This window comes from Pseudomonas baltica (assembly GCF_014235765.1).
Lineage (GTDB): Bacteria > Pseudomonadota > Gammaproteobacteria > Pseudomonadales > Pseudomonadaceae > Aquipseudomonas > Aquipseudomonas baltica.
Genome location: NZ_JACMYH010000002.1, coordinates 140,606 through 166,045, shown reverse-complemented (window position 1 = coordinate 166,045; position 25,440 = coordinate 140,606). Strand labels below are relative to the sequence as shown.

Here is a 25,440-nt window from a genome sequence, read left to right as displayed (position 1 = left end):
ACGGCAGACCGTGAGGCGGAGCGGACGACGTAGTCCCGTCGTCCCTGCGAACACGCTTTTCACGGGCCCTGTGCTACCGTGCTCCTCATCGTTCAGGAGACCCACGATGCACCTGCCCCGCTCCCTCGCCATGCTCGCCCTGCTGCCACTGCTCGCCAGCTGCCAGTCCATCTTCAACCGCGCTGCGGATGCCCCTTCCACTGCAGGCCTGACCCGCATGCAAGGCGCCCTGCAGGGCGACAACGGCCGGCTGTTCTTTCAGCCCTGTGGTGACCCGCGCCGCTATGCGGTAACCGACAGCAATGACACCGGGGTATTGCAGGAGGCCTCGCAACTGGCCGGCAATCGCCCTGTGGTGTATGCCGACCTGCGCGGACGTTTCGACGCCAGCACCAACGGCAGCACCGATGGCCAACTGCGCCTGCAGCAGCTGTATCGACTCGATCGCTCGCTGGCCGCGTGCAAGGACCCGGACTTCAAACTGTCCAGCCTGAGCGCCGCTGGCGAGTCCCCGCGCTGGCAGGTCAGGGTGACCGGCCAGGGCATGATCGTGGATCGCGAAGGTCAGGCTCCCCTGGCCTTGCCCTATGTCGAGGAACAGGTCGGCGATGGCCGCTTCAACCTGTCCACCGAGGCCAACGGCCAGCGCATCGAGCTGTGGGTGGCACCGCAACGCTGCGTCGATACGCGCAATCAGGGTGTGCAATTCCTCGCTGCCGAACTGCGCGTCAACGGCGAAGTGCAGCGTGGCTGCGCGACCTTCGGCGGCGCCCGCAACCAGTAAGCTGCACCGTCCAGCGTTTTTTACCTGACGACGGGCAGCGCATCGCGTTTATAATGCCGGGTTCTGTTATGCCCCCGGGGCGCGCCCGGATTTTTGGACCTGTCATGCTACGAATCACCGAACTCAAGTTGCCCCTGGACCACTCCGACGACGCCCTGCAGCCTGCCATCGTGCAGCGCCTGGGCATCGCCGACGCCGACCTGCTCGACTTCACTCTATTCAAACGCAGCTACGATGCGCGCAAGAAGAACAGCGAACTGCAGTTCATCTACACCGTCGATCTGCAAGTGCGCGACGAAGCCGCGGTGCTCGAGCGTTTCGCCGATGACCACAACGTCAACGTGGCCCCGGATGTGAGCTACAAGGTAGTCGGGCATGCGCCAGGGGACTATGCCCAGCGCCCTCTGGTCGTGGGTTTCGGCCCCTGCGGGATCTTCGCCGCCCTGCTGCTGGCGCAGATGGGCTTCAAGCCCATGGTGCTCGAGCGTGGCAAGGAGGTGCGCCAGCGCACCAAGGACACCTGGGGCCTGTGGCGCAAGAACGTGCTGAACGCCGAGTCCAACGTGCAATTCGGCGAGGGCGGTGCCGGCACCTTTTCCGATGGCAAGCTCTACAGCCAGATCAAGGACCCACAGCACCATGGGCGCAAGGTTCTGCACGAGTTCGTCAAGGCTGGAGCGCCCGAGGAAATCCTCTACGTCAGCAAACCGCACATCGGCACGTTCCGCCTGACCGGCATGGTCGAGAACATGCGCCAGCAGATCATCGCGCTGGGCGGCGAGATCCGCTTCGAGCAGAAAGTCACCGACCTGCTGGTCGATGGCGAGCGGCTGCAGGGAGTGGTTCTGGAAAGCGGCGAGCAGTTGCTCTCCAACCATGTGGTCATGGCCCTGGGACACAGCGCCCGGGATACCTTTCGCATGCTGCACGCGCGCAATGTGTTCATGGAAGCCAAGCCCTTCTCCATCGGTTTTCGCGTGGAGCACCCGCAGGGCATCATCGACCGCGCCCGGCTGGGCAAGTACGCCGGCCACCCGAAGCTGGGTGCCGCTGACTACAAACTGGTCCACCACGCCAAGAATGGCCGCTCGGTGTACAGCTTCTGCATGTGCCCCGGCGGTACCGTGGTCGCGGCCACGTCCGAACCGGGTCGCGTGGTCACCAACGGCATGAGCCAGTATTCGCGCAACGAGCGCAATGCCAACTCAGGCATCGTCGTCGGCATCACCCCGGAACAGGACTATCCCGGCGGCCCGCTGGCCGGCATCGAACTGCAGGAACAGCTCGAGTCCACGGCGTACCTGCTGGGTGGCAGCAACTATCAGGCGCCGGCGCAATTGCTGGGCGACTTCGTTGCCGGCAAGCCTTCCACAGCACTGGGCAGCGTCGAGCCTTCGTACAAACCGGGGGTCACGCTGGGCGACCTGGCACTGTCGCTGCCGGCTTTCGCCATCGAAGCGATCCGCGAGGCCCTGCCGGCATTCGAACGCCAGATCAAAGGCTTCTCGATGCATGACGCCGTGCTGACCGGCATCGAGACACGCACGTCCTCGCCCCTGCGCATCACCCGTGGTGCCGACTACCAGAGCCTGAACCTCAAGGGTCTGTTCCCGGCCGGTGAAGGTGCTGGCTATGCGGGCGGGATCCTCTCCGCCGGCGTGGACGGCGTACGTATCGCCGAAGCCGTAGCGCGGGATATTCTGGGTCTGCACTGACCCTTCGCCACTGCGTATTGGCATTGCCTGGAAAACGCATGCCGCTCACGCCTCAAGCGGGCGCAAAAAAACCGGCCTAGGCCGGTTTTTTCGTCGACGAGTTCGCTTAGTGCGAGACGCGGCTGGTGCCGTCTACCGTCATGATGCGTACACGCTCGCCGACACGGAACACTTCGTTCTCCTGTACGGCCTGAACGTAGGCACGCATGCTGCCGTCGTCCTCGCGCACGGTGATTTCCACACCCTGTGTGCGGGTGAATCCTTCTTCGGTGGCCGAGCCCAGCAGACCGCCAGCCACGGCGCCGATCACGGCAGCGACGATGCTGCCGCGACCGCCACCGACTGCACTGCCGGCAACACCACCGACCACGGCACCCGCGCCACCGCCGATCGGTGTCTTGGTGCCTTCGATCTTGACCGGACGCAGCGACTCGATGGTGCCCATGCGCACGGTTTGCACACGGCGCGCCTCGTCGCGCGAGTAGGAGTCGCCCGACAGGTTGGAGGCACATCCGCCCAGCAGCAGGGACATCGTGGTGAAGCAGGCAACTAGCAGAACTGACTTGCGCATTTTGGCAGGACTCCATGGGACATGTGTGCATTAGACGCCGCAGGCCAACGGCTGTCACGACACGGTCTATAAAAATTTACGTCAAAGGTGCGTCAAAGGGCGCAGACGCGGGCCTGGATGCTCGACAAGCCACTGAACGTCTGGACAACGGGCAATGGCAAAAGGTCAAGGCAGGGTCAGGGAGCCAGACGTTCGCGAACCCACGAACCGGCTTGCAAGCGATAGTTGAGGCGGTCGTGCAGGCGACTGGGACGCCCCTGCCAGAACTCGATTCGATCAGCCACCAAGCGATAACCACCCCAGTGCGCGGGGCACTCGGGCTCGACAGCGCTGAAGCGCTGCTCGGTTGCCTGCAGCAGCGCTTGCAGCTCGCTGCGATCAGCAATGACCTGGCTCTGCGGCGAGGCCCAGGCACCGAGGCGACTGCCAAGGGGACGGACCCGATAGTAGGCATCGGATTCGGCCGCGCTGACCTTGTTCACCCGCCCTTCTATTCGCACTTGTCGCTCGAGGGTAGGCCAGAAGAAGGTCATGGCCGCAAACGGCCGATCTGCCAGCTGCTGGCCCTTGGCACTGTCGTAGTTGCTGAAGAAGGTGAAACCCTGATCATCCAGGCCCTTGAGCAGCAACACGCGACAATGGGGACGACCTTCGGCATCGACGGTGGCCAGCGTCATCGCGTTGGCTTCCACCGGCGCCTGCTCGGTCTGGACTGCCTCGCCGAACCACTGGCGAAACAGCGCGAAGGGCTCGGACGGTGCCTGTGCCTCGTCCAGCCCATCACGGGTGTAACTACGGCGCATGTCGGCCAGGGCTTGCGTCATGGCAGCAATCCTTGCATCAGTGCGCCTTGGCCTGGTCGTTGCTCACGGCTTTCTTGGCGACGGCTTTCTTGGCCTCGGTTTTCTTGGCAGCCGGGGCGGCTTTCTTGGCCACGGCTGGCTTGGCTGCGGTTTTCTTCGCGGTTGCAGCCTTGGCAGGCGCCTTGGCGGCAGGTTTGGCAACCGGTGCAGGCACGGCCTTGACGTCCTGGGTGGCAAGCATTTCAGCGGCAGTGAAGGTCGGCTGGTTGTACTTGGCCAGCAGGGCCAGCATGGTGTTCTGCGGGGTCAGGAGAATTTCCACGCGACGATTGAGCGAACGACCTTCGACACTGTCGTTGGCGGCACGGGGCATGACCGAACCCATGCCACGCAGCATCAGGCGGTCACGCTGCAGACCGCTGAGGCGGAAGATCGAGGCGATCGACTGCGCACGCTCCTGGCTCAGTTTCTGGTTCAACGGCCCGGGGCCGCTGGTGTCGGCATGGCCCAGGACCAGCACGGCTGTCTTGTGATCGGCGTCGATGGCCTTGGCCACGCGGGTGATCGGGCCGAGGCTGATCGGCAGCAGCATCGAAGGCCGGTCGGGGTTGAACGAGGAGTCGACCGGTGCGGTGATCACCAGCAGGTCTTCGCGACGCTCGAGTTCGAACTTGCTGTCCTTGATGGCTTCGCGCAGCTTCGGCTCGTAGGCGTCGAGCCAGGCCTGGGTGACCTTGGGGTCGACCTTCGGCACGTCGGCAACCTTGGCCTGGGCAGGGGTGCTGCTGGCGCCGAACGGCCACCACCAACGGCTTTCGCTGTCGGACTTGGAATCGGCCTTGGCCACCTTGTCGGTGATGGCCTGCTCGACTTCCTTGTCAGCCGCCTTGCTGGCGACTGCGTCACGGCCAAATGGCCACCAGGCATGCCCGCCCTGGGCCGAGGAATCCTGGGGAGTTTGAGCACAACCGGTAGCGGCCAGGCACAAGGCAAACGCGATGGATTTATTCGGTGACATGGTGCATTCCACAAGGTGTTGGTAAATACAAACCGGTTTAACAAACCGGCCTAAATTGTTGATTGATAGAGTAGAGCAGTCATAGCCTAATGGGCGACCGCTGGTCGATTTGTGATCAATCGCTTCAGAGGCAACTGCGTAGAACGCGCACCAGATGCTGTGCTCGCGGGTCCATCAGTATATAGGGGCCCAGTGTGTTCACGGCAAAACCAAAGGCAACATCATGTTCCGGATCGGCGAAGCCGACCGCCCCCCCTGCCCCAGGATGACCGAAGGCGCCGGCCCCCAAGCCGAAAGTGGCGTTGGCCACCTGCGGCTGGTCGAGCATACAGCCCAGTCCGAATCGTGTAGGCGTCATCAAAGTCTTGTCCATGCCCAGGCTGTGCTCCCGGGTAAGCTCGGCGAGCATGTCGGATTCGAGCAGGCTTCCATCGAGCAAACCAGCGTAGAAACCAGCCAGGCTGCGGGCATTGCCATGGCCGTTCGCCGCAGGCTGTTGCATGCGTCGCCACTCTGGCTTGTTGGTACTGGTCAGCACCGATGGCGGATTGGTGAAGGCGCGCGTGGCCATGGCCGCGGGTTCGCGCATGGTCACCTGCAACAGACGCTGGGCCGCTTCGTCGCCGACATTGCCCTTGCCGCGGGCGATGTGCGCGACGCGGTGGAACTCCTCATCCGCCAGCCCGACATGGAAATCAAGCCCCAGGGGTTTGGCCACCCGCGCCACGATGGATTCGCCTGGCCCGCGGTTATCGACCCGCCGCAGCAGTTCGCCGACCAGCCAGCCGTAGGTAATGGCCGCATAGCCATGCCCGGTACCCGGTTGCCACCACGGCGTTTCCGCCGCCAGCGCGGCGGTCATCCGTGGCCAGTCGTAGAGTGCTTCGGGCGGCAGCATGTCGCGCAAGGCTGGCAGGCCGGCCTGATGGCAGAGCAGATGGCGCAAGGTGATCGACTGTTTGCCGGCGGCGGCGAATTCCGGCCAGTAGCGGGCCACCGGAGCGTCCAGCGCCAGCTTGCCCTCGGCCACCAGCTGCAGAGCGGTCACGGCAGTGAAGGTCTTGGTGCAGGAGAACAGGTTGAGGATGGTGTCGCTGTGCCAGGCCTGGGTACCGTCCTTGTCGGCGGTACCGGCCCAGAGATCGACGACCGTCTCGCCACCCACCTGGATGCACAGCGCGGCGCCGCGCTCCTGAGGGTTGTCGAACAATGCCGCGAACGCTTCACGCACGGCTTCGAACTGCAACTCGAAGTGACCTTGTATCTGCACCCTGACTCCCATCGACCACGCCGCGAAAAATGAAGCGCATTGTTTCAGCGATTCAGCGCTTTGTGAACCGCCCTGCCCTCGATTATCGTCGCGCCGGAGCCGTGCGGGCCGTCAGGAAATCTCCCGGCGGAACGGTGGCAATGCGTTGAGGATGGCCTTGCCGTAGCGCTGGGTGACCAGGCGTCGATCGAGCAGCGTGATGGTGCCGCGATCCTGCTCGGTACGCAGCAATCGCCCGCAGGCCTGGATCAGGCGCAGCGAGGCATCGGGCACGGCGATTTCCATGAACGGGTTGCCACCGCGCGCCTCGATCCATTCGGCCAGCGCCGCCTCCACCGGATCGTCAGGCACTGCGAAGGGGATCTTGGCGATGATCACATGCTCGCAATAGGCACCGGGCAAGTCGACGCCTTCGGCGAAGCTGGCGAGACCGAACAACACGCTGGAGTCCCCGCCATCGACACGCGCCTTGTGCTTGTTCAGGGTTTCCTGCTTGGACAGGTTGCCCTGGATGAACACCTGCTTGCGCCAGTCGCGGTCCAGGCCGTCGAACACGTCCTGCATCTGTTTGCGCGAGGAAAACAGTACCAGGGTTCCACGATAGCCTTCGACCAGGTCCGGCAGGTCGCGGATGATCGCAGCGGTGTGCGCCGCCGCATCGCGGGGGTCGGCTCGCAGGTCGGGGACGCGCAGCACCCCGGCCTGTTCATGGTGAAAGGGGCTGGGCACGATGGCGGTCACCGAGGCCTTGGGAATCCCGGCGCGCATGCGGAAACGGTCGAACTTGCCCAATGCGGTCAGGGTAGCCGATGTCACCAAGGCACCGTAGGCGACGTTCCACAGGTTGCGGCGCAGCATCTCAGCCGCCAGGATCGGGCTGGCATTGACTTCGATATCGTACAGCGCACCGCCATCGGCCAGGGTCAGCCAGCGCGCCATGGGCGGACTGTCTTCGGGGTCTTCGGCGGTGAAGGCCGTCCACAATTCCCAACTGCCCTGAGCGCGAGCCAGCAGGCTGCCGAACAGCGGGTACCATTCCTCGGCCTGATGGCTGGCAATGCCCACGTTCTTTTCGCCGTCCATGCCTTCCTTGAGCAACTCGCTCAAGCGGGTGAACAGGTCGGTCAGTTTGGAAAAGCCCTTCTTCAGCTCGATGCCCATTTCCCGCATATGCTCGGGCACCACCCCGCCGACGAAGCGATGGCGTGGGCGCTCACGGCCTTCCATGTCTTCGCCGGGCTTGAAGTCCGCCAGTTGCTCGCAGGCGCTGAACATGAACTGCTGCTGGGTCTTGATCTCACGGGCCAGCTCCGGCACCTGCTCGATCAAGCGCCCCAGGTCACCCGGCAGCGGGTGCTGGGCGAGCAGCTTGGTCAGGTTCTTGGCCGTGGTTTCCAGCCAGTCGGCTGTAGAGCGCAATCGGCTGTAGTGAGCGAAATGGCCGATCGCCTTGTCAGGCAGGTGATGGCCTTCATCGAATACGTACAACGTGTCGCGCGGATCGGGCAGCACTGCCCCGCCGCCCAATGCCAGGTCGGCCAGTACCATGTCATGGTTGGTGACGATCACATCGACCTTGCCCATGCCTTCGCGGGCCTTGTAGAAGGTGCACTGGGCAAAGTTAGGGCAATGGCGGCTGGTGCACTGGCTGTGGTCGGTGGTCAGGCGCGACCATTGCTGATCTTCCAGGGCCACCGGCCAGCTGTCGCGGTCACCGTCCCATTTGTTGCCAGCCAGTTTCTCGATCATGCTGGTGAACAGTTTCTGGCTCGCCTCGTCGACCTCGATCTTGAAACCTTCCTCTTCGAACAGCTGCGCGGTCGCGCTCTGCGCGTGTCCTTCCTGCAGCAGCACGTCGAGTTTGGACAGGCACAGGTAGCGTCCGCGGCCCTTGGCCAGCGAGAAGGTGAAGTTCAGCCCGCTGTTGCGCATCAGGTCGGGCAGATCCTTGAACACGATCTGTTCCTGCAGCGCGACCGTGGCCGTGGCAATCACCAGGCGCTTGCCGGCCGCCTTGGCCACCGGAATCGCGGCCAGGCTGTAGGCAACCGTCTTGCCGGTGCCGGTGCCCGCTTCCACCGCCACCACCGCCGGATAGCCCGTACGCCGACCTTCGTCATCGCACGCGATGTCGCCCAATACCTTGGCGATTTCGGCGATCATCAGGCGCTGGCCATAGCGCGGCTTGAGGCTCTTGGCTTCGAGAAAACGCGTGTAGGCGCCCTGGATCGTGGTTTTGAGTTCGTTACTGATCATCGGCTGGTCATGGCGAAAGGCTGGATATATTTTCAGTGTTTCTCATCGGGTCGCTATCATACCCTGCTCGACTTCGATGTGCTGGCTGGAGATACCCATGAGCGCCGACAGCGTCTTTCAAACCCTGCATGGGCTCGCTGTGCTGATGTGGCTGGGCGGCATGCTCGCGACATGCACGATCCTGCGCCCGGCCGGGCTGGCAGTGCCTTCGCGGGTTCAGCGCCTGCAGCGTCTGGTGGATATTTTCCCACGGCTGTTCGGCGGGGTCTGGGCCGCCGTGCTGATTCTTCCGATCAGCGGCGTCGCCCTGCTGCGCCTGCGCTTCACCGGCTTCGAGACGGCGCCACGCGACGTACAGATCATGATGGGCCTGTACGTGGTCATGGTGGCCTTGTTCCTGCGCATGCAGGGCCTGCAACTGCCCGCGCTGCGCAAGGCCGTGGCGGCCCAGGCGTGGACGGACGGCGCGATCGCCATGAAGAAGCTGCGTCGCCTGGCGGTGGGTGGCCTGCTGCTGGGCCTGGCGACCGTGGTGCTGGGTATGGCCAGGCAGTTCTGAACCAACCTGGTCAGAAGCGCTGGATGCTCAACGTGCCTTCGGTGCCCGCCTCGCCTGCTCTTCCCGGCAAGCCCTCGCGACCCGACTTGCCGCCTTCGGCGCGGTACACCATGCAGCCCTTGGATTTGCCTCCGGCGCCCGGACGTCCGGGAACACCGGCAGCGCCGCCCTGGCCGCCGTCGGTGCGCACCTTGATCGCTTCGCTGGCGAAGGTCGCCGGCAGGCGCAGGCGGACATTGGCGCCAGGCGCGCCAGGCAGGCCGTCGCCGCCATTGTCACCGTTGCCACCGCGTCCCGCCGAGCCCCAGGTACAACCAGGCGCCTGGCCATTGCCACCGTCCAGACCCGCATAGCCATCGGCACCCGCGCCGCCGCGCGCGTCAATGTTCACCTCCAGGGCGTCCAGCGATTGCAACTGCACGTCAAGATTGCGCCCTGCGCGAGCCGCCTTCTGATGGGTACCGGGCGCGCCACGGGCGAGAATCTGGCTGCCGCTGCCGAGTTCTGCATGCTGCGCGCGCAGGCGCAACTCCTGCTCGCCCGGCACTATCGCAATGCGGGCCTCATGCCCCAGGCGCAATTGCTCGACACTGAGTTCGGTCAGGTTGGCGGGAATCAGCAAGGTGCCGTAATCCGCTACCTCCAGGCGCTGCAGCTGCAGCACGCTGGAGCTGGCCGGCAGGCGCAACAGCGAATGAGGTTCGACACTGACCGACTCGGCCAATGCCAGCGGCGCAAACAGTACTGCCAACAAACCCAGCTTACGCATGGCTAGCCTCGGTATCGGACGGTGCGGGAATGGATTGGATGTGAAAGATCCCGGCCAGCAGGATCTGGGCTCGGTCAAGCCACGGATGGCTGCGCCCGCGCAGGCGCTTGTTGAAGGCGATCGCTTCGATCAGGTGCAGGAACAGCAACGTGCCGCCGGCCAGGTTGATCAGTGCATGAAACGGTTTGACCATCGGCATGAACAGGTTGAGCAGCACCACCCACCAGAACAGCAAGGTCAGACATTTACCCAGAATCAGAAATCCTTTCATGTGCCCCCCACGGCATTGGCTAGGCGCACATTAACGGCTGGGAGGTGGCGGTGACCAGAGGCCGGCAGGAAAAACCTGCCGACCCACATCGATCAATGGCTCAGATGGATTTCCACGCGACGGTTCTTGGCGCGTCCGGCGTCGGTGTCGTTGCTGTCGACAGGCTCGCTCTCACCGCGACCCTCGCTGCTCAGCTTGTCTGCCGCAACGTCTTGGCCCAGAAGAAACGAGACGACACTGGCGGCACGCTGCTCGGACAGCTTCTGATTGAAGGCATCGCTGCCGACGCTGTCGGTATGACCGACGATCTTGACCATGGCCACCTGGGCCGTCTTCATCCGCGCTGCCAGCGATGTCAGTTCGGTACGGGCACTTGAGGTCAGTTCGGCGCTGCCGAATTCGAACGGTACGTCGCCCGCATCGCTCAAGGTGACCACTTCGGGGATATCGGCCACTGGCGGCTCGGGCGCCTTGGTCACGGCGGGGTAGACCGGCAATGGGCAGCCGTTGTGCTTGACTGGCGTATTGGCCGGGGTATCGGGGCAACGATCGCGTCGATCGAATACGCCGTCTTCGTCCTTGTCGCCGTCCTGGGCATAGCAGACCAGACCGCTTACCACCGCACCGGCCAAGCCACCGCCAGCGGCCCAAGCACCACTTTCAATGGCACCCAACCCGCCACCGGCGAGGCCACCCAGCACGCTGCAGACAGGCCAGGTACGCGAGTTGAGTGGGGACGCCCCTTCAGGGGAGGTGGTACAGCCGCTCAGCACACCGGCGACCAGCAGAGCGGGAAGTACGGTCCGCGATAGATCTTTCAGCTTCATTCAAGGCTCCTGAGTCGCCGGCGGGCGCCGGCAACTGAGAAGTAAAGCGTGCCGCCGGTCGTTGTACAAGGGGACTGGCGGTTGGCGCTAAAGGTTCAACGCTGGATGAGAATCTCGGTACGGCGGTTCATGGCGCGACCGTCGGCTGTGTTGTTGTCGGCAACCGGCTGGGCCTCGCCCACGCCCTTGACCGATACCACGCTGGCCCGTGGTACGCCGCTGCTGACCAGGTAATCAGTCACTGCCTTGGCGCGCTGCTCGGACAACCGTTGGTTGTAGGCGTCCTTGCCGACACTGTCGGTATGACCGCTGACGCTCAAGCGCGCCGTGGTCGCTTCGGTCTTCAGGCGGGTGGCGACGGTATCGAGCTGCGCCCGGTCGGCGGCGGTGAGGGTGGCCTTGTCGAATTCGAAATGCACGTTGCGGATGACGATCGTCTCCTCCTTGGGCATCGGTGCCGGCTCGGCAGCGACTGGCATCGGCGCCGGGGCAGGCGGCGGGCAACCATTGGCGTCTACCGGCGTGCCCTTGGGAGTGCCGGGGCACTTGTCGCGGCTGTCCGGTACGCCATCACCGTCTTCGTCGCCATCGCCATGCACCCAGCAATAGGCCGCGCCGACACCGGCAGCCGCCGCGCCTACGCCGGCTGCCAGCGACCCGCTTTCGATGGCGCCCAACGCCGCACCGGTCACCCCGCCCACGGCCGCGCACATCGGCCAGTCGGTTTTCTGCAAGCCTGCGCAACCCGTCAACACGCTGCTGACCAATATCAAGGGTAATGCCGTCCGAACTATGCTCATCTAGTTTCTCCTCAGGGAATCGGCAGCAGGGGCCGACGTTCTGGGAGTAAAGACCGTGGTTGGCATATGCGCCAGCAATAAGCCATAGGGCGCGCCATCCAATCAATGCTGGGCCATCGGGTCGGGGCCCTATAATGTGGTGGCCACGACCGAGGAGCTTCAATGACCGACGCAGTATCTTCCCGTACCCCGCAACAGGCTCTGGCGGCCTTGCTCGAACGTCACGCGCCGCAGCGCCTGCTGCTGATCGGCGCGAGTGCATTCCCGGCCCTGGCCGCGTTCGAGGCAGCGCACCCCGAAACCCGTGTATCCAGGGCCGCGCCCGGCCCCCTGCCCGCGGACCTGGCTGGCCAGCGTTTCGACCTGGCGCTGGCGGTGGATTGCCTGGAGCATCTGAACAAGGCCGAAGGCACGCGCCTGCTGGCCGGTATCCGCAACCTCAATGCGAGCTGCATCGCCGTGCTGGCCGACCCGGTCGCCAGCGGCTGGAGCGACACCGACTTCTACGCCCTGGCCCTGCAGGCCAGCGAACGCTTCGCCCGCGACCAGCAGGTGCTCAAGCTGTACACCTATGATGTGCGCGAATACAAACAAGTCCCGGATTGGCTCAACGCCAGGTTCTGGGCCAACCCGGAAAACTTCGGCAAGTATTGGTGGTGATATGAGCGTTTCGATCTGTCCGTGCGCAAGTGGCAATCTGCTGCCGGCCTGTTGTGGTCGCTATCACGAGGGCCAGCCGGCGCCCGATGCGCAGAGCCTGATGCGCTCGCGCTACAGTGCCTACGTGCTGGGCCTGGTGGACTATCTGGTGAACACCACCCTGCACGCCCAGCAGGCCGGCCTGGACCGCCAGGCCATTGCCCAGTGGAGTTCGCAGAGCACCTGGCTGGGCCTGGAGGTGGTGGCGGCGGAAGTCTTCGGCGGCCAGCCGGAACACGCGTTCGTGACCTTCACTGCGCGCTGGCACGACAGCACCGGCGAGCACTGCCATCGCGAGCGGTCGGCGTTCGTGCAGCACGACGGCCGCTGGTATTTCATCGACCCGACCGTCCCGCTCAAGGCCAGCCGCAACGACAGCTGCCCCTGTGCCAGTGGGCAGAAATTCAAGAAATGTTGCGCGGGCTACATCAGCCAATGATTTTCAGATGAGAAGTGTCCGGCACCTGGACGGTTTCCTCGTGCCGCAACTGCCCCATGTCGCTGCCGGCAGGCGCCAGGCTGAACTGCTGCAGGTTCAACTGCGCCGAGCGCTGTGCGGGACGTTCATCCTGCAGATCGGCGCCCACCTCGGCGATGGCGAAGTCCGGCGCGTCCACAGCCACGAACGCTGCCATGTACGCATCACGCGGCACGACCTCGGCACGGCGGGCCACCGCCATGGGTTTCTGGCCGAAGTCGCCTGCCGCCGCCGGCGCGGTCATGATGATCTCTTCAATGTCCTGAGCCATTTCGTCGATGCTGGCCACGGCCCCTGCGCGTGCCAGCGCCGCGCGGTATTTTTCCGCCGCCTGGGCGTCGAGGTTGTTCTTGAGGACCAATCGGCGTCCGGAAAACAGCATCTCGATTCGCTGGGCGTCGGCCTGGAACAGTTTTGCCAGGTTGCTCTTGACCTGGTCCAGCGCCGCGCCGGGCACGCATTGGCCGCTGAAGACGATCTCGTAGAAACGCATGGCAACTCTCCTGGCATGGCACCGTTGCGGGCGCTGGGCGTCCGCACAGATGCCGAAAAGCCAGCACCGTAACAGTGATTATGGACCACGATCTTTCGGCGCAACAAGCACGCCCTTGTCATGCCCGTGCGCCTTGTTAGACTCAAGGCAAATCCGGAGGTCCCTGCCATGTCCGCTTGCACTCTCGTTCTGCGCAGCATCGGCTTGCTTTCACTGCTGGGACTCACGGGCTGCGCCACCTGGTTCACCGGCAACTACCAGGATCCTCAGGTGCATCTGGTCAAGGTCGAAGTGGTCAAGGCCAACATGCTGCAACAGCGCCTGATCCTGCGTTTTCGCATCGACAACCCCAACGGCCGCAGCCTGCCGGTGCGCGGCCTGAGCTACAGCGTGCGCCTGGAAGACATGCTGCTGACCGAAGGCGACGCCAGCGACTGGTTCAGCGTGGCCGCCAACAGTGGCGAATACTATGAGCTGCCGGTGCGCACCAATCTCTGGCAACACGCGCGCGAGCTGTCACGCCTGCTCAAGCACCCCGAGCGAGCGATCCGCTACGAATTGCGCGGCGAATTGCGCACCGGGGTGCTGTTCGGCCACGACGTGGTGCTCAACCACACCGGGGTAATCGACGCGCGCGGCTTGTCCGGCCGCTGAGACGTCGCAAAGATTTTTCCCGCAGCGCTGCTATTCCGAACCCAGGGTGAGATAATTCCGGCCAATTTCACCTGCGGAGTATTCTCGATGTCCCAGCAACCCCATGTGCACGGCCCTGACTGCAACCATGACCATGACCATGACCACGATCACCCTCATGAGCACGACCACGGTCACGTGCATGGCCCGCACTGCAACCACGCCCCACAGGAACCGGTGCGCAATGCACTCAAAGATGTAGGCCGCAACGATCCCTGCCCCTGCGGCAGCGACAAGAAATTCAAGAAGTGCCACGGCGCCTGAGCCGAAACGATGCCCGAGGGTGCTGCGTGCTGGCAGCCCCTCCCTTGACCCCAATCCCACCGCTGTGCGCTGTGTCCGCGAGCGGCTTGGGCACGAAGAAAATATCCCCCGCCTGACGCTTGCGCGTCGCCCCCGCCCTCTCTAACGTAGCGCCTTTTACGCCAGCCCCTGCAGGAGCTTCGCCATGGCCTCGCCCGCCCGTTTTTTCTTCACGCCCACGTTCGGCTGCGCCGCCGTGGTCACCGGCATGCTCACCCTGACCGGCTGCCAACAATGGCTGGGCGGCTCCGCCGAGCAAAACCTGCCGCCAAGCGTGGGTGTACAGCCGCTCAAGGGCCTGGCGCAGAACGTCTCGGTCAGGCGTAACGGGCTGGGCATGCCGTTGATCGAAAGCAATACCTTCCACGATGCCCTGTTTGCCCAAGGCTATGTGGCCGCCAGCGACCGCATCACCCAGATGGTCCGTCTGCGGCTGCTGGCCCAGGGACGCCTGGCCGAACTGGACGGCGTCGAAGCGCTGGACGGCGACCGCCTGCTGCGCAGGGTCAACCTCAAGAAAAGCGCCGACCAGTTGTATGCCGCCGCTTCACCCCGATTGAAGCGTTTCTTCGATGTCTATGCACGGGGCGTCAACGCCTACCTGTTTCGCTACCGCGGCAAGCTGCCCGCGCAGTTGGCAGGCTACACCCCCGAATACTGGAAGGCCGAAGACTCGGCGCTGATGTTCGCGTTGTGGTCGTTCAGCCAATCGCTCAACCTGCAGGAAGAGCTGGGTTCGCTGGTACTGGCGCAGAAAGTGGGCACCGACAGACTGGCCTGGCTGCTGCCGGTCTATCCGGATGAGAGCCTGCCTTTCACCGAGGCCGACAAGCTCAGGGGCGTGCCTCTGGGCAACTCGTTGACCCACCCGGCGGGCCTGGCCACGATGAATCGCGAACTCGCGCGACTTGGCGCGCCAAGCTCGAGCAACTGGGCCATCGCCCCGCAACGCACGCGGGCCGGGAAAAGCCTGTTCGCCAACGATACCCACGCAGCGACGAGCGTTCCGTCGGCGTGGAGCTTCGTGCAGCTGCGCGCGCCGCGCTTTCAGGCGGCAGGTGTCGCCCTGGCCGGTTTGCCGGGCGTGCTGGCCGGCTTCAATGGTCAAGTCGCCTGGGGCATGGCGGCAGTGATGGGCGACAATCAGGATCTTTTTCTGGAGAAGGTGCGCAGCGAAGGCGGCCGCGTGCTGTATCAGTCCAACGGCAAATGGCAGCCCGCCCACGTGCGTCAGGAGACCTACCTGGCCAAGGGGCAGCGTCCGCTGCGCGAGGCGGTCTACGAGACCGGTCACGGCCCGCTGCTCAACGACGTCAGCGGCATGCCGGCCAGCGGCGGCTACGGCTTGGCCCTGCAACTGCCGGACTTGACCGACGACAAGAGCCTGGATGCGCTGTTCGATCTGTCGCGCGCCAGCAATGTCGAGAAGGCTTCGGATGCCAGCCGGCAGATACGCGCCGTGGCCACCAACCTGCTGTTCGCCGATGCCAGCAGCATTGGCTGGCAGGTCACCGGCCGCTTTCCCAACCGTCTCGAAGGCAAGGGCATGCTCCCCTCGCCCGGCTGGGACGGTCGACATGACTGGGATGGCCTCGCCGACCCCATGCTTCACCCCTACGACCAGGACCCGCCGCAGGGTTGGCTGGGTACCGCCAACCAGCGCATCGTCCCGCCCGGCTATGGCATCCAGCTGTCCAACGCCTGGTACTACCCGGAGCGCAGCGAGCGCCTGGCCGAGCTGGCCGGTGCCGGCAAGCACGACACACGCAGCATGATTGCCATGCAGTCCGATCAGACCACCTCCTTCGCCGCCAAACTGAAAAAGATGTTTCTTGCGCCCGGCATGGCACAACCGCTGAAAAGTGCCATCGATGCGCTGCCCGAGGGCGAGCGGACCAAGGCCCGCGAAGCCTACACTCGCCTCATGGCCTTCGATGGCCGCCTTGCCGCGCAATCCGCCGATGCCGCGCTGTACGAGCTGTTTCTGCAGCAAAGCGCGCAGCGGACCTTCCTCGACGAGCTGGGCCCGCTCGACAGCGACAGCTGGAAGGCCTTCGTGGCCCAGGGCATGTCTTCCTACTCGGCCCAGGCCGATCATCTGCTGGGGCGTGACGACAGCCCGTTCTGGGACGATCTGAGCACCGCGCAGAAGGAAGACAAGCCGGCCATCCTGGCGCGCAGCCTGGCCGCCGCGGTCAGCGCCGGCGAGGCGCAGCTGGGCACTGATCGAAGCACTTGGCAATGGGGGCGTCTGCATCGCACCACCTGGACCGACACGGGCGGGCCCGATGCCGGCGCACCCGTGCTACGCGGCCCGGTTGCCACCGGTGGCGATCACACTACCTTGAACGCTGCGCCCTACGGCTGGGGCGACAGCTTCGACACCGCGTCGATACCGGCACTGCGCATCGTAGTCGACTTCGCCCAGGCCGAGCCGATGATCGGCCTTGGCAGCAGCGGGCAGTCGGGTAATCCGGCCAGTGCCAACTACACCGACGGCATCGACGCGTGGCTCAAGGGTCAATACGTCAGCTTCCCGATGCAGCCGCAGCATTTCGACAAGGCCTACGGGACCAAGCGACTGACGTTGACGCCGCAGAAATGACCGTGTGAATTCGCCGCTGAAAACGCAAGAGAGCCCCCGTTACTCGAAACGGGGGCTTGATCACTGCGCTGGATCCTGCCCTATCGGGAAGAACACCCCGCCACTCCACACCCCCAGCCAACCGTCACGCACCACGGCCAGCTCGACCAGCCGATAGAACACGTTGCGGTGAATGCGTGCTTCCAGGTTGTTGCGCACCAGCACATAGGGTGAAGGCTCCTGGGTACAGGGGTCGATGTCGACCCGCAGCGGGTGCTGCGCGTCGGCGTCGACGCAGTCCTCGACATTGCTGGTGAAGCGCAGCGACTGCTGCTCGCCTTCCCCCGACACCTGCATGTCGATGGCCACGAACGGTGCGTCATCGACGACGATGCCGACTTTTTCCACCGGCGTCACCAATACGTACTCGTCGCCATCGCGGCGCAGGATCCCGGCGAACAACTTGACCATCGCCGGTCGGCCGATCGGCGTGCCCTGGTAGAACCAGGCACCGTCGCGGGCAATACGCATGTCGATGTGCCCGCAGAAATCGGGATTCCACAGGTGCACGGGCGGCAAGCCCTTCTTGGCGGTGGGAATGTGCGCCAGCAAATCGTCGGCCTTGCCCGTCATGCTCGTCTCCTCAGCGGCTTACGCCCAACAAGCTGCGAGCGTAGTCCTCAAGGGGTGGGCCAAGCAAATCTTCCGGTTTGTTGTCGCGCATCGTCAACAGCCCGCCACGGCTGCGGATGGTCGCGGTGTCGATGAGATAGCGGGTGCTGGTTTCGATGAGCATGATCTGAATCACGCTGCTGTCGACGCCGAGCCGGTCCAGAGCTTCCTGGTCGGCCCATTCGTCAGCATTGCCGATGCGGTCGTCGGCGCGTGCAAAACGGGTGTAGAGCAGGTAATGCGCGCCGGCATTGCGCGCCTCGCCCAAGGCCTGTTCCAGGCCCAGCGGTGCCGGGGCGCGGCGTACCACGGGAAAGTACTCGACGAACGCTTCGAACGCCTGTTCAGCCACAACGTTGGGCCGAGGGTAGGCGCCGCCGGGAGGCACGAACGCGCCCTGGCCAATATAGATGAACGAGTCCGGCTGCACGCGCAAGTTGTTGAACCGGCGAGTTTCACTGTGATTCAACACACCCGCATCGCTCAGGTGATAGCGGGCGCCTTCGCCCAGATCACTGACCTTCATGCAACCGCCCAACGCCAACAGCGCCAGCAGCACGACCAGGTTACGCATGCATCCTCCAGAGCCGGCGACAAGATCCCGGCGATCAGCCACATGATGCAGCTTCTGCGCCAGTTTGCAGGGCTCGGGATGGCTCGGGGGTCAGGCTTCTTTGGGGCCGGGTATTTCCGGATCGCGTTTGCGCTTGTTGCCCATGCGCACGCCGATGTCCATGAGGAACTGGAAAAAACCTTCCTGATCTTCCAGTACGTTGCTCCAGAACGGCGAGTGGTACAGCGCCACCGCGCCGTGTACCAGCGCCCAGGCAGCGCAATAGTGGAAGTACGGCGGAACGTCTTCCAGCTTGCCCTCGCTGATTCGCCCCTCGATGAGGAACGTCAGGCGTTCGAAATTCGACGCGCGGATCTTGTGCAGCTGCTCGACGAGCTCGGGCACCTGGTTGCCCTTGACCACCTTCTCTTCCAGCCGGTCGAACAGCCGATAGCGCTGCGGATCGCGCATGCGGAACTCGAAGTAGGCGCGGGACAGGGCTTCCTTGTCTCGATCGATGTCGGCCGAATGCAGCAGCGCGTTCAGGTCGCGCTCGTAGTCGAGCATCAGGCGCAGGTAGATCTCGGCCTTGGACTTGAAGTGTTTGTAGATGGTGCCTTTGCCGATACCCACGGTGTCGGCAATCAGCTCGACTGTAACGCTGTCTTCGCCTTGCTCGAGAAACAGCGCCAGTGCGGTGTCGAGGATTTCCTGCTCGCGGCGGCGAAATTCACGGACCTTACGAGGTTCTTTTTGCATAGGAAGGACTGGATCGAAAGCGGAGGCAGTCATTATGCCTGTATGAGGTCAAAATGCACGGATCATCCCAAATCTCTGGCTTTATGGCGCATATGCCACGCACCCCTGCAATCTGTACTGAGCAGCGGCGGGCGTATTCCAAATACGTTTAAGAAAACCCTGCAAGGCACTGGCGCCCCTGATCCATTCGACAATACTTGAACTGTCGTCGCGCCATACTCCCCCAAGTGATGCGGCGGCAAGGCGTCGATGGACCACGCGCCTGTTGTGACTCCTAATGGTCTTGACCCGGGATTCTCCCCCCAGAGCCCGGGTTTTTTTTGCCCGTGCAGGCTCAAGCCTGGCGACGAACACGCGCCAGGGGGAACAGCCGGCAGAAATTGTCGGTGGTGCGCTCGGCCAGGCTGTCGAACGTCTCGCCGCGGACCGTGGCGATGCACTGTGCCACTTCGCGGACGTACTGCGGCAGATTGGACTTGCCACGGTAGGGAATGGGCGCCAGATAGGGCGAATCGGTTTCGACCAGCAAGCGATCGGCCGGCACCTGCCGCGCAACTTCACGCAGGGCATCGGCATTGCGGAAGGTCACGATGCCCGACAGCGAAATGTAGAACCCCAGGTCGAGGGCGGCCTTGGCCATCGCCCAATCTTCGGTGAAGCAATGCAGCACGCCGGCCTGGGGCAATTGCGCCTCGCGCAACAAATCCAGGGTATCGGCGCGTGCGCCGCGGGTATGCACGATCACCGGCTTACCGGTCAGATTGGCCGCCTGCAGGTGCAGTCGAAACGACTCCTGCTGCAGCTGCGCCGCCTCGGGTTCGTAGTGGTAGTCCAGGCCGGTTTCACCGATCGCCACCACGCGTGGCGCATCGAGCTCGGCCATCAGCCAGTCCAGCGCGGGCGGCTTGCCGGGAGCGAGGTCGAGGGGATGAATGCCGACCGAGCAATCGACGTCGTCGTAACGGCCGGCCAGGGCCTTGACCGTGGCGGCGTTCTCGGCGCTGACGCCGATGCACAGGAAATGCCCTACACCGCAGGCACGCGCGGCCTGCAAGGCGGTGTCCAGGCAGCCGTCGTGTTCGGCAAGGTCGAGGCGGTCGAGGTGACAGTGGGAATCTACGAGCATGGGGGTATGGGGACTACATCGTGTGAGTGGGACGGTCGGACTTCAGGGCGCCGGCCAGATAGGTTTCGATCTTGTTGCGCGCAGTATTGTCGCCGTCGTTGAACTGCACGCCCACGCCCGCAGCGCGGTTACCCTGGGCGCCCTTGGGGGTGATCCAGGCGACGCGACCGGCCACGGGAATCTTCTCCGGCTCATCCATCAGGTTGAGCAGCATGAACAGCTCATCGCCCAGCTTGTAGCTCTTGCTGGTCGGAATGAACAAGCCGCCGTTCTTGATGAACGGCATGTACGCCGCGTACAGGACGGCCTTGTCCTTGATGGTCAGGGACAGAATACCGTTGCGCGGTCCGGGACTGACGGGTTGATTCATTCGTGCTCCGTTACTGATAGTGAATTTTCGCAGCAGTCAAACCGCGTCTGCCGCATCCGGCGTCCCCGCGTCGCACCGACCCAACCACGTCCGCCGTCGACGCGGCTTGCGCCGCTGCTACAACCGGCGCATCCCTGTAGCAGCGGCGCGAGCCGCGTCCGCTATCACCACGGTACATCAGACAAACCGCCGCCAACATCGGCGGCGTTCGATCACAATGCACCCATCACGTCTGCCCCGGCAAGGCCATCCAGGACACCAGCAGCGCCTCGATGAGCAATACCCGGTTCAGGTTGGCCTTGGCCAGCACTTTCTGACGCTGCATCAGCACCCAATCCTGAATGGCCAGCACCTTGCTCTGGGTACTCTTGTCAGCCAGATATTGCAGCACCTTGCGCATGTCGCTCAAGCCCAGCCCCTGCTCGTCCGTCGTCAGGCGATAGCGCAGCAACAGGTTCGACCACTCACAGAACCAGTCGAACAGCAGCAGCAATGGCACAGCGCTCCAGGCTTCGGCCAACTGGCTGGGCGTCTGCTGCCCTTTCAGCAGCTTCTTCACCCCTTCGACCACCAGCGCCCGCTGCTCGACGATACCGGCAGCCTGCAACCTCACCGCTGCCAGCGGCGAGCCTGCGGCCAATGCGAGCAGATCGGTGCGCGCAGCCCCGTCCACTTCCGGCAGCGCCGTGGCCAGCCACTGCAGGCTGACGGCCTGAGTAGGCAACGGGCACGCCTGCTGCACGCAACGGCTCTTGACCGTGGGCAGCAGTCGACTGGGCTGATGACTGACCAACAGCAGGACGGTATTGCCCGAAGGCTCCTCGAGACTTTTCAACAATGCGTTGGCCGCATTGACGTTCATCGCTTCGGCAGGCTCGATCAGCACGACCTTGCGCCCGCCCATTTGCGCGGTCTGCACCACGAAGGCGACCAGCTCGCGCACCTGGTCGACCTTGATCGCCTTGTCCGCTTCCTCAGGTTCGAGGATGAAATTGTCCGGATGGCTGCCGGCCTGCAGCAACAGACACGACTTGCAGGCCCCACAGGCGTGCTGCGCGGCCGGACGCTGGCACAGCAACAGTGCCATCAGGCGCTCGGCCAGGGCACGCTTGCCGATGCCCTGCGGCCCGTGCAGCAGGTAGGCGTGAGCATGCTGGGTGCGCCCGGCCAGCTTCTGCCAGAGGTCATCCTGCCAGGGGTAGGCGTCAGCCACGCGGCAAACCTCGCAGCTCGGGCAGCAACGCATCCAGCGCCTGCTGGACCTGCGCCAGGCTCTGCCCGGCATCGACCACCCGATAGCGCGAAGGCGCTGCAGCGGCGCGCGCCAGGTAGGCGCCACGCACGGCCTCGAAGAACGCCCGGCCTTCCTGTTCGAAACGATCGAGGCGACCCCGCGCGCTGGCCCGCGCCAAGCCGACTTCCACGGGCAGGTCGAACACCAGCGTCAGGTCCGGGCGCAACGTGCCCTGGACGAAGGTTTCGAGCTGGGCGATGCGTTCCTGGGACAACCCACGGCCGCCGCCCTGATAGGCGTAGGTGGCATCGGTGAACCGATCGCACAACACCACCGCGCCACGCGCCAGCGCCGGGCGAATCACCTGGGCCAGGTGTTGCGCGCGCGCGGCGAACATCAGCAGCAGTTCGGTATCCACGCACATGGTTTCATCGCTGGGTGCCAGCAGCAGTTCGCGGATACGTTCGGCCAGGGGCGTGCCGCCCGGCTCGCGGGTCAGCACCACGTCCAGTCCGCTGGCGCGCAGACGCTCGGCCAGGTACTCGCGATTGGTACTCTTGCCCGCGCCTTCCGGCCCTTCCAGAGTGATGAATAAACCGGTCACAGGGTGTCCTTGCAAAGTCATGGAGCAGGTGCCTCGACGGCATCCGGCTTCTCTTGTGGCTCGCGCGTACCGGTCTCTGTCGGCGCCGCGGCAGGCGCGGGGCTCGAGCGATAATCGGCGCGGCGTTTGAGTTGGTATTCGCGCACGGCGTTGTTGTGGGCATCCAGATCGTCGGAAAAGACATGGCTGCCGTCGCCGCGCGCGACGAAATACAGGCTGCTGCCAGGGACCGGGTTGAGCGCAGCATGAATCGCCTCGCGGCCCACCATGGCAATGGGCGTGGGCGGCATTCCGGCGATCACGTAGGTGTTGTAGGCCGTCGGCTCGCGCAGGTCGGCGCGGGTCAGCTTGCCGTTGTAGCGCTCGCCCATGCCATAGATGACGGTCGGGTCGGTCTGCAGCAACATGCCCGTCTTGAGACGACGCACGAAGACCCCGGCGATCTCGCCGCGCTCCTGGGGCACACCGGTTTCCTTTTCCACCAGCGAGGCCATGATCAGCGCCTGGTAAGGCTCGCTGTAGGGCGCGCTGGCGGCGCGCTCGCTCCATTCGCTGGCCAGCACTTCTTCAAGACGGGCGTAGGCCTGCTGCAGCAGCTCGACATCGCTCATGCCACGCACGTACTTGTAGGTGTCAGGGAAGAATCGACCTTCGGGGAACGCCTTGGGGTGGCCGATGCGCGCCATGACCTCACTGTCGCTGAGCCCGCCCAGGGTCTGCTCGAGCTTGTCCTGACGCGCCAATGCCGCGCGCACTTGATGGAAATTCCAGCCTTCGACCAGGGTCAGGCTGTACTGCACCACCTCGCCGCGCTGCCAGACGTTGAACAGGTCGTTGACGGTCATGCCGGGCGTCATGCGGTATTCGCCGGTGTGCAGGGGCTGTCCGGCACGGTTGAAGCGCCAGTACAGGCGCAACCAGAATGCATCGCGCAGGGTGCCCGCCGCCTGCATGCGCAGGATCGTGCCGCCGGGGGTTGCGCGGTTGGGCACGTCGAGCAGCTGTTCTTGAGTTACGGCCAGCGGCTGGTTCAAGGCACTGTCGACTTTCCAGGCCGCCACGCCCGTCGCCAGTGCGGCAACAACGATGAGCGTTTCCAGCAACAGCAGAAATTTACGCTTCACAAATCAGGCATCCAATAGCGCGTGGGCAATGCCTTGCAGTTTACGGGTGAGCGGTCCCGGCGACCACCTCAGCGACGTGAAAGCGCGCACCGGCCACACGCCGTAGACACTGTTGCAGACGAATACTTCGTCGGCCCGTGCCAGGTCCGCTGGCCACAGGTCACCCACGGACACCTGCAGACCCAGCGTCGCGGCTTGCTCCAGCAGTTCGGCGCGCATCACTCCGGCCACGCCGCAGCGATGCAGCGCGGGCGTGTGCAACACCCCGTCGACCACCAGGAACAGATTGCTGTAGACCCCTTCGACGAGGCGCCCGGACACGTCCAGCATCAAACCTTCGGCAAAAGCCGGGTCGCTCCATTCGGCGCGGGCCAGTACCTGCTCCAGGCGATTGAGGTGCTTGAGTCCGGCCAGCAAGGGTTGCTCGGCGAGCCGCGTGCTGCATGGGTAGAGTTCCACACCCTGCGCGCGGTGTGCCTGCGGATAGGCGGGGCTGGGAGAACCTTGCAGAATGCGCCGCGCCGCGGCCTGCGGATCAGCGGCATAACCGCGCGCACTGTCACCGCGAGTGACGATCAACTTGAGCACGCCCTGACCCAGTGCCGCTGCATAGCGCACGACCTCGTCGCGCAACACCGCCAGTTCGGCCACGATCGCCAGACGCTGGCAGCCCAGCGCAACGCGCGTCAGGTGACGGTCCAGCAGCACCGCCTGGCCATTGCGTACGGCAATGGTTTCGAACACACCATCACCGTAGGCCAGGCCCCGACTCTTCAGGCCCAGCGCATCGCCTGGCTGCCCGTCGAGCCAGGCCTGCATCAACCGGGAAAGCGCCGGAACACCAGGGAACCGTTAGTTCCACCGAAACCGAACGAGTTGCTCAGCACCACGTCGATCGGGATGCTGCGCGCGGTGTGCGGCACGAAGTCCAGGTCGCAGCCCTCGTCCGGCTCGTCCAGGTTGATGGTCGGCGGCGCCATCTGGCTGTTGATGGCCAGCACACTGAATATGGCTTCAACGGCACCGGCGGCACCCAGCAGGTGACCGGTCATCGACTTGGTCGAGCTTACCGCCAGCTTGTACGCATGGTCGCCGAACACGGTCTTGATGGCGCTGACTTCGGCCAGATCGCCCGCCGAGGTCGAGGTGCCATGGGCATTGATGTACTGCACCTGGTCGGGCGTGATGCCGGCATCGCGCAGCGCATTGGTCATGCAGCGTGCCGCACCGGCGCCATCTTCAGGCGGCGAAGTCATGTGGAACGCATCGCCGCTGGTGCCGAAACCGATCAGCTCGGCATAGATGGTCGCACCACGCGCCTGGGCGTGCTCGAGTTCTTCGAGCACCAGCGCGCCTGCGCCATCGGACAGGACGAAACCGTCGCGGCCCTTGTCCCACGGACGGCTGGCCCGGGTCGGCTCGTCATTGCGCGTGGACAAGGCACGCGCCGCGCCGAAGCCGCCCATGCCCAGCCCGCAGGCGGCCATTTCCGCACCGCCGGCGATCATCACGTCAGCCTCGCCATAGACGATGTTGCGTGCCGCCATGCCAATGCAATGGGTGCCAGTGGTGCAGGCGGTGGCGATTGCGTAGTTGGGCCCCTGCGCACCGAGGTGAATCGACAGGAAACCGGAAATCATGTTGATGATGGAGCCAGGCACGAAGAACGGCGATATCCGCCGTGGCCCGCTGTCGTGCAGGATGCGGCAGGTTTCTTCGATATTGGTCAGGCCACCGATGCCCGAGCCCATGGCCACGCCGATACGCTCGCGATTGGCATCGGTGACTTCAAGGCCCGCGTTGCGTACTGCCTGGAAACCCGCGGCCAGGCCATACTGAATGAACAAGTCGAGCTTGCGTGCCTCCTTGACCGAGAGGTATTGCTCGACATCGAACCCCTTCACCGAGCCGCCGAAACGGGTCGAATAGGCCGACAGATCCGTATGTTCGATGGGACCTATGCCACTGCGGCCGGCCAGGATGCCCTGCCAGCTGCTCGGCACGTCGGTGCCCAGCGGTGACAGCATGCCCATACCTGTGACCACGACGCGTCTACGCGACACAGCACTCTCCTTATTCTGGAAACATCACCGCGCGGCCGTCTA

28 protein-coding genes are annotated in these 25,440 nt (G+C 64.3%); 8 read left to right on the top strand and 20 right to left on the bottom strand.

What is annotated here, in order from left to right; translation table 11 throughout:
- Positions 1–106 precede the first annotated feature (106 nt).
- Positions 107–784 (top strand): hypothetical protein, encoded by a 678-nt coding sequence (locus H7993_RS10225; protein WP_185794307.1) that lies wholly within the window; start codon positions 107–109, stop codon positions 782–784.
- 104 nt (positions 785–888) lie between these two features.
- Positions 889–2,499 (top strand): NAD(P)/FAD-dependent oxidoreductase, encoded by a 1,611-nt coding sequence (locus H7993_RS10220; RefSeq protein WP_185794306.1) that lies wholly within the window; start codon positions 889–891, stop codon positions 2,497–2,499.
- A 106-nt stretch (positions 2,500–2,605) separates the two neighbouring features.
- On the opposite strand, the gene H7993_RS10215 is transcribed toward H7993_RS10220, so the two are convergent.
- The 5 genes from H7993_RS10215 to dinG all read right to left on the bottom strand — a co-directional run bounded on the left by H7993_RS10215 (position 2,606) and on the right by dinG (position 8,417).
- On the bottom strand, positions 2,606–3,070 hold the full coding sequence (locus H7993_RS10215; RefSeq protein ID WP_043185261.1) for an outer membrane lipoprotein: 465 nt from the start codon (positions 3,068–3,070) through the stop codon (positions 2,606–2,608).
- A gap of 176 nt (positions 3,071–3,246) precedes the next feature.
- Positions 3,247–3,894 carry a pyridoxamine 5'-phosphate oxidase gene (pdxH, locus tag H7993_RS10210; RefSeq protein ID WP_185794305.1) on the bottom strand — a complete coding sequence of 216 codons (648 nt, stop codon included), beginning with the start codon at positions 3,892–3,894 and terminating at the stop codon, positions 3,247–3,249.
- A 16-nt stretch (positions 3,895–3,910) separates the two neighbouring features.
- Positions 3,911–4,891, bottom strand: coding sequence for an OmpA family protein (locus tag H7993_RS10205; protein ID WP_185794304.1), 981 nt, complete (start codon positions 4,889–4,891; stop codon positions 3,911–3,913).
- 124 nt (positions 4,892–5,015) lie between these two features.
- Positions 5,016–6,161 (bottom strand): serine hydrolase, encoded by a 1,146-nt coding sequence (locus tag H7993_RS10200; protein WP_185794303.1) that lies wholly within the window; start codon positions 6,159–6,161, stop codon positions 5,016–5,018.
- Positions 6,162–6,272: 111 nt separating this feature from the next.
- Positions 6,273–8,417, bottom strand: coding sequence for an ATP-dependent DNA helicase DinG (gene dinG, locus H7993_RS10195; protein ID WP_185794302.1), 2,145 nt, complete (start codon positions 8,415–8,417; stop codon positions 6,273–6,275).
- A 97-nt stretch (positions 8,418–8,514) separates the two neighbouring features.
- Here dinG and H7993_RS10190 point away from each other — a divergent pair, with 97 nt between their 5' ends.
- Complete coding sequence (locus H7993_RS10190; RefSeq protein WP_185794301.1) at positions 8,515–8,976, top strand: DUF2269 family protein; 462 nt, start codon at positions 8,515–8,517, stop codon at positions 8,974–8,976.
- A gap of 10 nt (positions 8,977–8,986) precedes the next feature.
- On the opposite strand, the gene H7993_RS10185 is transcribed toward H7993_RS10190, so the two are convergent.
- From H7993_RS10185 to H7993_RS10170, 4 genes are all read right to left on the bottom strand, one after another.
- Positions 8,987–9,745 (bottom strand): collagen-like protein, encoded by a 759-nt coding sequence (locus tag H7993_RS10185; protein WP_185794300.1) that lies wholly within the window; start codon positions 9,743–9,745, stop codon positions 8,987–8,989.
- On the bottom strand, positions 9,738–10,016 hold the full coding sequence (locus tag H7993_RS10180) for a DUF1145 domain-containing protein (RefSeq protein ID WP_185794299.1): 279 nt from the start codon (positions 10,014–10,016) through the stop codon (positions 9,738–9,740). The genes H7993_RS10185 and H7993_RS10180 overlap by 8 nt, the downstream gene beginning before the upstream one ends.
- A 92-nt stretch (positions 10,017–10,108) precedes the next feature.
- A complete protein-coding gene (locus tag H7993_RS10175; RefSeq protein ID WP_122476780.1) occupies positions 10,109–10,837 on the bottom strand; it encodes a PA1041 family peptidoglycan-binding anchor lipoprotein in 729 nt (242 codons plus the stop codon).
- A gap of 101 nt (positions 10,838–10,938) precedes the next feature.
- Positions 10,939–11,643, bottom strand: coding sequence for a PA1041 family peptidoglycan-binding anchor lipoprotein (locus H7993_RS10170; protein WP_185794298.1), 705 nt, complete (start codon positions 11,641–11,643; stop codon positions 10,939–10,941).
- Between the two features lie 162 nt (positions 11,644–11,805).
- Here H7993_RS10170 and H7993_RS10165 point away from each other — a divergent pair, with 162 nt between their 5' ends.
- On the top strand, positions 11,806–12,303 hold the full coding sequence (locus tag H7993_RS10165; RefSeq protein ID WP_185794297.1) for a DUF6231 family protein: 498 nt from the start codon (positions 11,806–11,808) through the stop codon (positions 12,301–12,303).
- Position 12,304: 1 nt separating this feature from the next.
- Positions 12,305–12,781: a YchJ family protein gene (locus tag H7993_RS10160; RefSeq protein ID WP_122713984.1), complete on the top strand. Its 477-nt coding sequence runs from the start codon at positions 12,305–12,307 to the stop codon at positions 12,779–12,781.
- Here H7993_RS10160 and H7993_RS10155 read toward each other — a convergent pair.
- The gene (locus H7993_RS10155) at positions 12,771–13,313 is read right to left on the bottom strand and encodes a hypothetical protein (protein ID WP_185794296.1); all 543 of its coding nucleotides are present in this window, start codon (positions 13,311–13,313) and stop codon (positions 12,771–12,773) included. The two genes, H7993_RS10160 and H7993_RS10155, sit on opposite strands and share 11 nt — an antisense overlap.
- A gap of 168 nt (positions 13,314–13,481) precedes the next feature.
- On the opposite strand from H7993_RS10155, the gene H7993_RS10150 reads away from it, so the two are divergent.
- From H7993_RS10150 to H7993_RS10140, 3 genes are all read left to right on the top strand, one after another.
- Positions 13,482–13,967: an LEA/WHy family protein gene (locus H7993_RS10150; RefSeq protein ID WP_185794295.1), complete on the top strand. Its 486-nt coding sequence runs from the start codon at positions 13,482–13,484 to the stop codon at positions 13,965–13,967.
- An 87-nt stretch (positions 13,968–14,054) separates the two neighbouring features.
- Positions 14,055–14,270, top strand: a complete 216-nt coding sequence (locus H7993_RS10145) for an SEC-C metal-binding domain-containing protein (RefSeq protein ID WP_185794294.1) — start codon at positions 14,055–14,057, stop codon at positions 14,268–14,270.
- Between the two features lie 184 nt (positions 14,271–14,454).
- A complete protein-coding gene (locus H7993_RS10140) occupies positions 14,455–16,914 on the top strand; it encodes a penicillin acylase family protein (RefSeq protein ID WP_185794293.1) in 2,460 nt (819 codons plus the stop codon).
- Between the two features lie 60 nt (positions 16,915–16,974).
- On the opposite strand, the gene H7993_RS10135 is transcribed toward H7993_RS10140, so the two are convergent.
- From H7993_RS10135 to fabF, 10 genes are all read right to left on the bottom strand, one after another.
- Positions 16,975–17,526, bottom strand: a complete 552-nt coding sequence (locus H7993_RS10135; protein WP_122476477.1) for a DUF1285 domain-containing protein — start codon at positions 17,524–17,526, stop codon at positions 16,975–16,977.
- A 10-nt stretch (positions 17,527–17,536) separates the two neighbouring features.
- On the bottom strand, positions 17,537–18,139 hold the full coding sequence (locus tag H7993_RS10130) for a DUF4823 domain-containing protein (RefSeq protein ID WP_185794292.1): 603 nt from the start codon (positions 18,137–18,139) through the stop codon (positions 17,537–17,539).
- Between the two features lie 90 nt (positions 18,140–18,229).
- Positions 18,230–18,877: a TetR/AcrR family transcriptional regulator gene (locus tag H7993_RS10125; protein ID WP_122476480.1), complete on the bottom strand. Its 648-nt coding sequence runs from the start codon at positions 18,875–18,877 to the stop codon at positions 18,230–18,232.
- 334 nt (positions 18,878–19,211) lie between these two features.
- Positions 19,212–20,003 carry a TatD family hydrolase gene (locus H7993_RS10120; RefSeq protein WP_185794291.1) on the bottom strand — a complete coding sequence of 264 codons (792 nt, stop codon included), beginning with the start codon at positions 20,001–20,003 and terminating at the stop codon, positions 19,212–19,214.
- 13 nt (positions 20,004–20,016) lie between these two features.
- Entirely contained in the window at positions 20,017–20,373 is a 357-nt protein-coding gene (locus H7993_RS10115) for a PilZ domain-containing protein (RefSeq protein ID WP_043185228.1), read from the bottom strand.
- A gap of 226 nt (positions 20,374–20,599) precedes the next feature.
- A complete protein-coding gene (locus tag H7993_RS10110) occupies positions 20,600–21,586 on the bottom strand; it encodes a DNA polymerase III subunit delta' (protein WP_185794290.1) in 987 nt (328 codons plus the stop codon).
- Positions 21,579–22,211: a dTMP kinase gene (gene tmk, locus H7993_RS10105; protein ID WP_185794289.1), complete on the bottom strand. Its 633-nt coding sequence runs from the start codon at positions 22,209–22,211 to the stop codon at positions 21,579–21,581. Before tmk ends, H7993_RS10110 begins: the two co-directional genes overlap by 8 nt.
- A gap of 17 nt (positions 22,212–22,228) precedes the next feature.
- Positions 22,229–23,335 (bottom strand): endolytic transglycosylase MltG, encoded by a 1,107-nt coding sequence (gene mltG, locus H7993_RS10100; RefSeq protein ID WP_185794288.1) that lies wholly within the window; start codon positions 23,333–23,335, stop codon positions 22,229–22,231.
- Positions 23,336–23,338: 3 nt separating this feature from the next.
- Positions 23,339–24,154, bottom strand: a complete 816-nt coding sequence (gene pabC, locus H7993_RS10095; protein ID WP_185794558.1) for an aminodeoxychorismate lyase — start codon at positions 24,152–24,154, stop codon at positions 23,339–23,341.
- The gene (fabF, locus tag H7993_RS10090) at positions 24,154–25,398 is read right to left on the bottom strand and encodes a beta-ketoacyl-ACP synthase II (protein WP_185794287.1); all 1,245 of its coding nucleotides are present in this window, start codon (positions 25,396–25,398) and stop codon (positions 24,154–24,156) included. The genes pabC and fabF overlap by 1 nt, the downstream gene beginning before the upstream one ends.
- Positions 25,399–25,440: the final 42 nt, after the last annotated feature.

Coding starts and splice junctions, on each gene's coding strand:
- H7993_RS10225 (WP_185794307.1), top strand. CDS start 107: ATGCACCTGCCCCGCTCCCTCGCCATGCTCGCCCTGCTGCCACTGCTC.
- H7993_RS10220 (WP_185794306.1), top strand. CDS start 889: ATGCTACGAATCACCGAACTCAAGTTGCCCCTGGACCACTCCGACGAC.
- H7993_RS10215 (WP_043185261.1), bottom strand. CDS start 3,070: ATGCGCAAGTCAGTTCTGCTAGTTGCCTGCTTCACCACGATGTCCCTG.
- pdxH (WP_185794305.1), bottom strand. CDS start 3,894: ATGACGCAAGCCCTGGCCGACATGCGCCGTAGTTACACCCGTGATGGG.
- H7993_RS10205 (WP_185794304.1), bottom strand. CDS start 4,891: ATGTCACCGAATAAATCCATCGCGTTTGCCTTGTGCCTGGCCGCTACC.
- dinG (WP_185794302.1), bottom strand. CDS start 8,417: ATGATCAGTAACGAACTCAAAACCACGATCCAGGGCGCCTACACGCGT.
- H7993_RS10190 (WP_185794301.1), top strand. CDS start 8,515: ATGAGCGCCGACAGCGTCTTTCAAACCCTGCATGGGCTCGCTGTGCTG.
- H7993_RS10185 (WP_185794300.1), bottom strand. CDS start 9,745: ATGCGTAAGCTGGGTTTGTTGGCAGTACTGTTTGCGCCGCTGGCATTG.
- H7993_RS10180 (WP_185794299.1), bottom strand. CDS start 10,016: ATGAAAGGATTTCTGATTCTGGGTAAATGTCTGACCTTGCTGTTCTGG.
- H7993_RS10170 (WP_185794298.1), bottom strand. CDS start 11,643: ATGAGCATAGTTCGGACGGCATTACCCTTGATATTGGTCAGCAGCGTG.
- H7993_RS10165 (WP_185794297.1), top strand. CDS start 11,806: ATGACCGACGCAGTATCTTCCCGTACCCCGCAACAGGCTCTGGCGGCC.
- H7993_RS10160 (WP_122713984.1), top strand. CDS start 12,305: ATGAGCGTTTCGATCTGTCCGTGCGCAAGTGGCAATCTGCTGCCGGCC.
- H7993_RS10155 (WP_185794296.1), bottom strand. CDS start 13,313: ATGCGTTTCTACGAGATCGTCTTCAGCGGCCAATGCGTGCCCGGCGCG.
- H7993_RS10150 (WP_185794295.1), top strand. CDS start 13,482: ATGTCCGCTTGCACTCTCGTTCTGCGCAGCATCGGCTTGCTTTCACTG.
- H7993_RS10145 (WP_185794294.1), top strand. CDS start 14,055: ATGTCCCAGCAACCCCATGTGCACGGCCCTGACTGCAACCATGACCAT.
- H7993_RS10140 (WP_185794293.1), top strand. CDS start 14,455: ATGGCCTCGCCCGCCCGTTTTTTCTTCACGCCCACGTTCGGCTGCGCC.
- H7993_RS10135 (WP_122476477.1), bottom strand. CDS start 17,526: ATGACGGGCAAGGCCGACGATTTGCTGGCGCACATTCCCACCGCCAAG.
- H7993_RS10130 (WP_185794292.1), bottom strand. CDS start 18,139: ATGCGTAACCTGGTCGTGCTGCTGGCGCTGTTGGCGTTGGGCGGTTGC.
- H7993_RS10125 (WP_122476480.1), bottom strand. CDS start 18,877: ATGCAAAAAGAACCTCGTAAGGTCCGTGAATTTCGCCGCCGCGAGCAG.
- H7993_RS10120 (WP_185794291.1), bottom strand. CDS start 20,003: ATGCTCGTAGATTCCCACTGTCACCTCGACCGCCTCGACCTTGCCGAA.
- H7993_RS10115 (WP_043185228.1), bottom strand. CDS start 20,373: ATGAATCAACCCGTCAGTCCCGGACCGCGCAACGGTATTCTGTCCCTG.
- pabC (WP_185794558.1), bottom strand. CDS start 24,154: ATGCAGGCCTGGCTCGACGGGCAGCCAGGCGATGCGCTGGGCCTGAAG.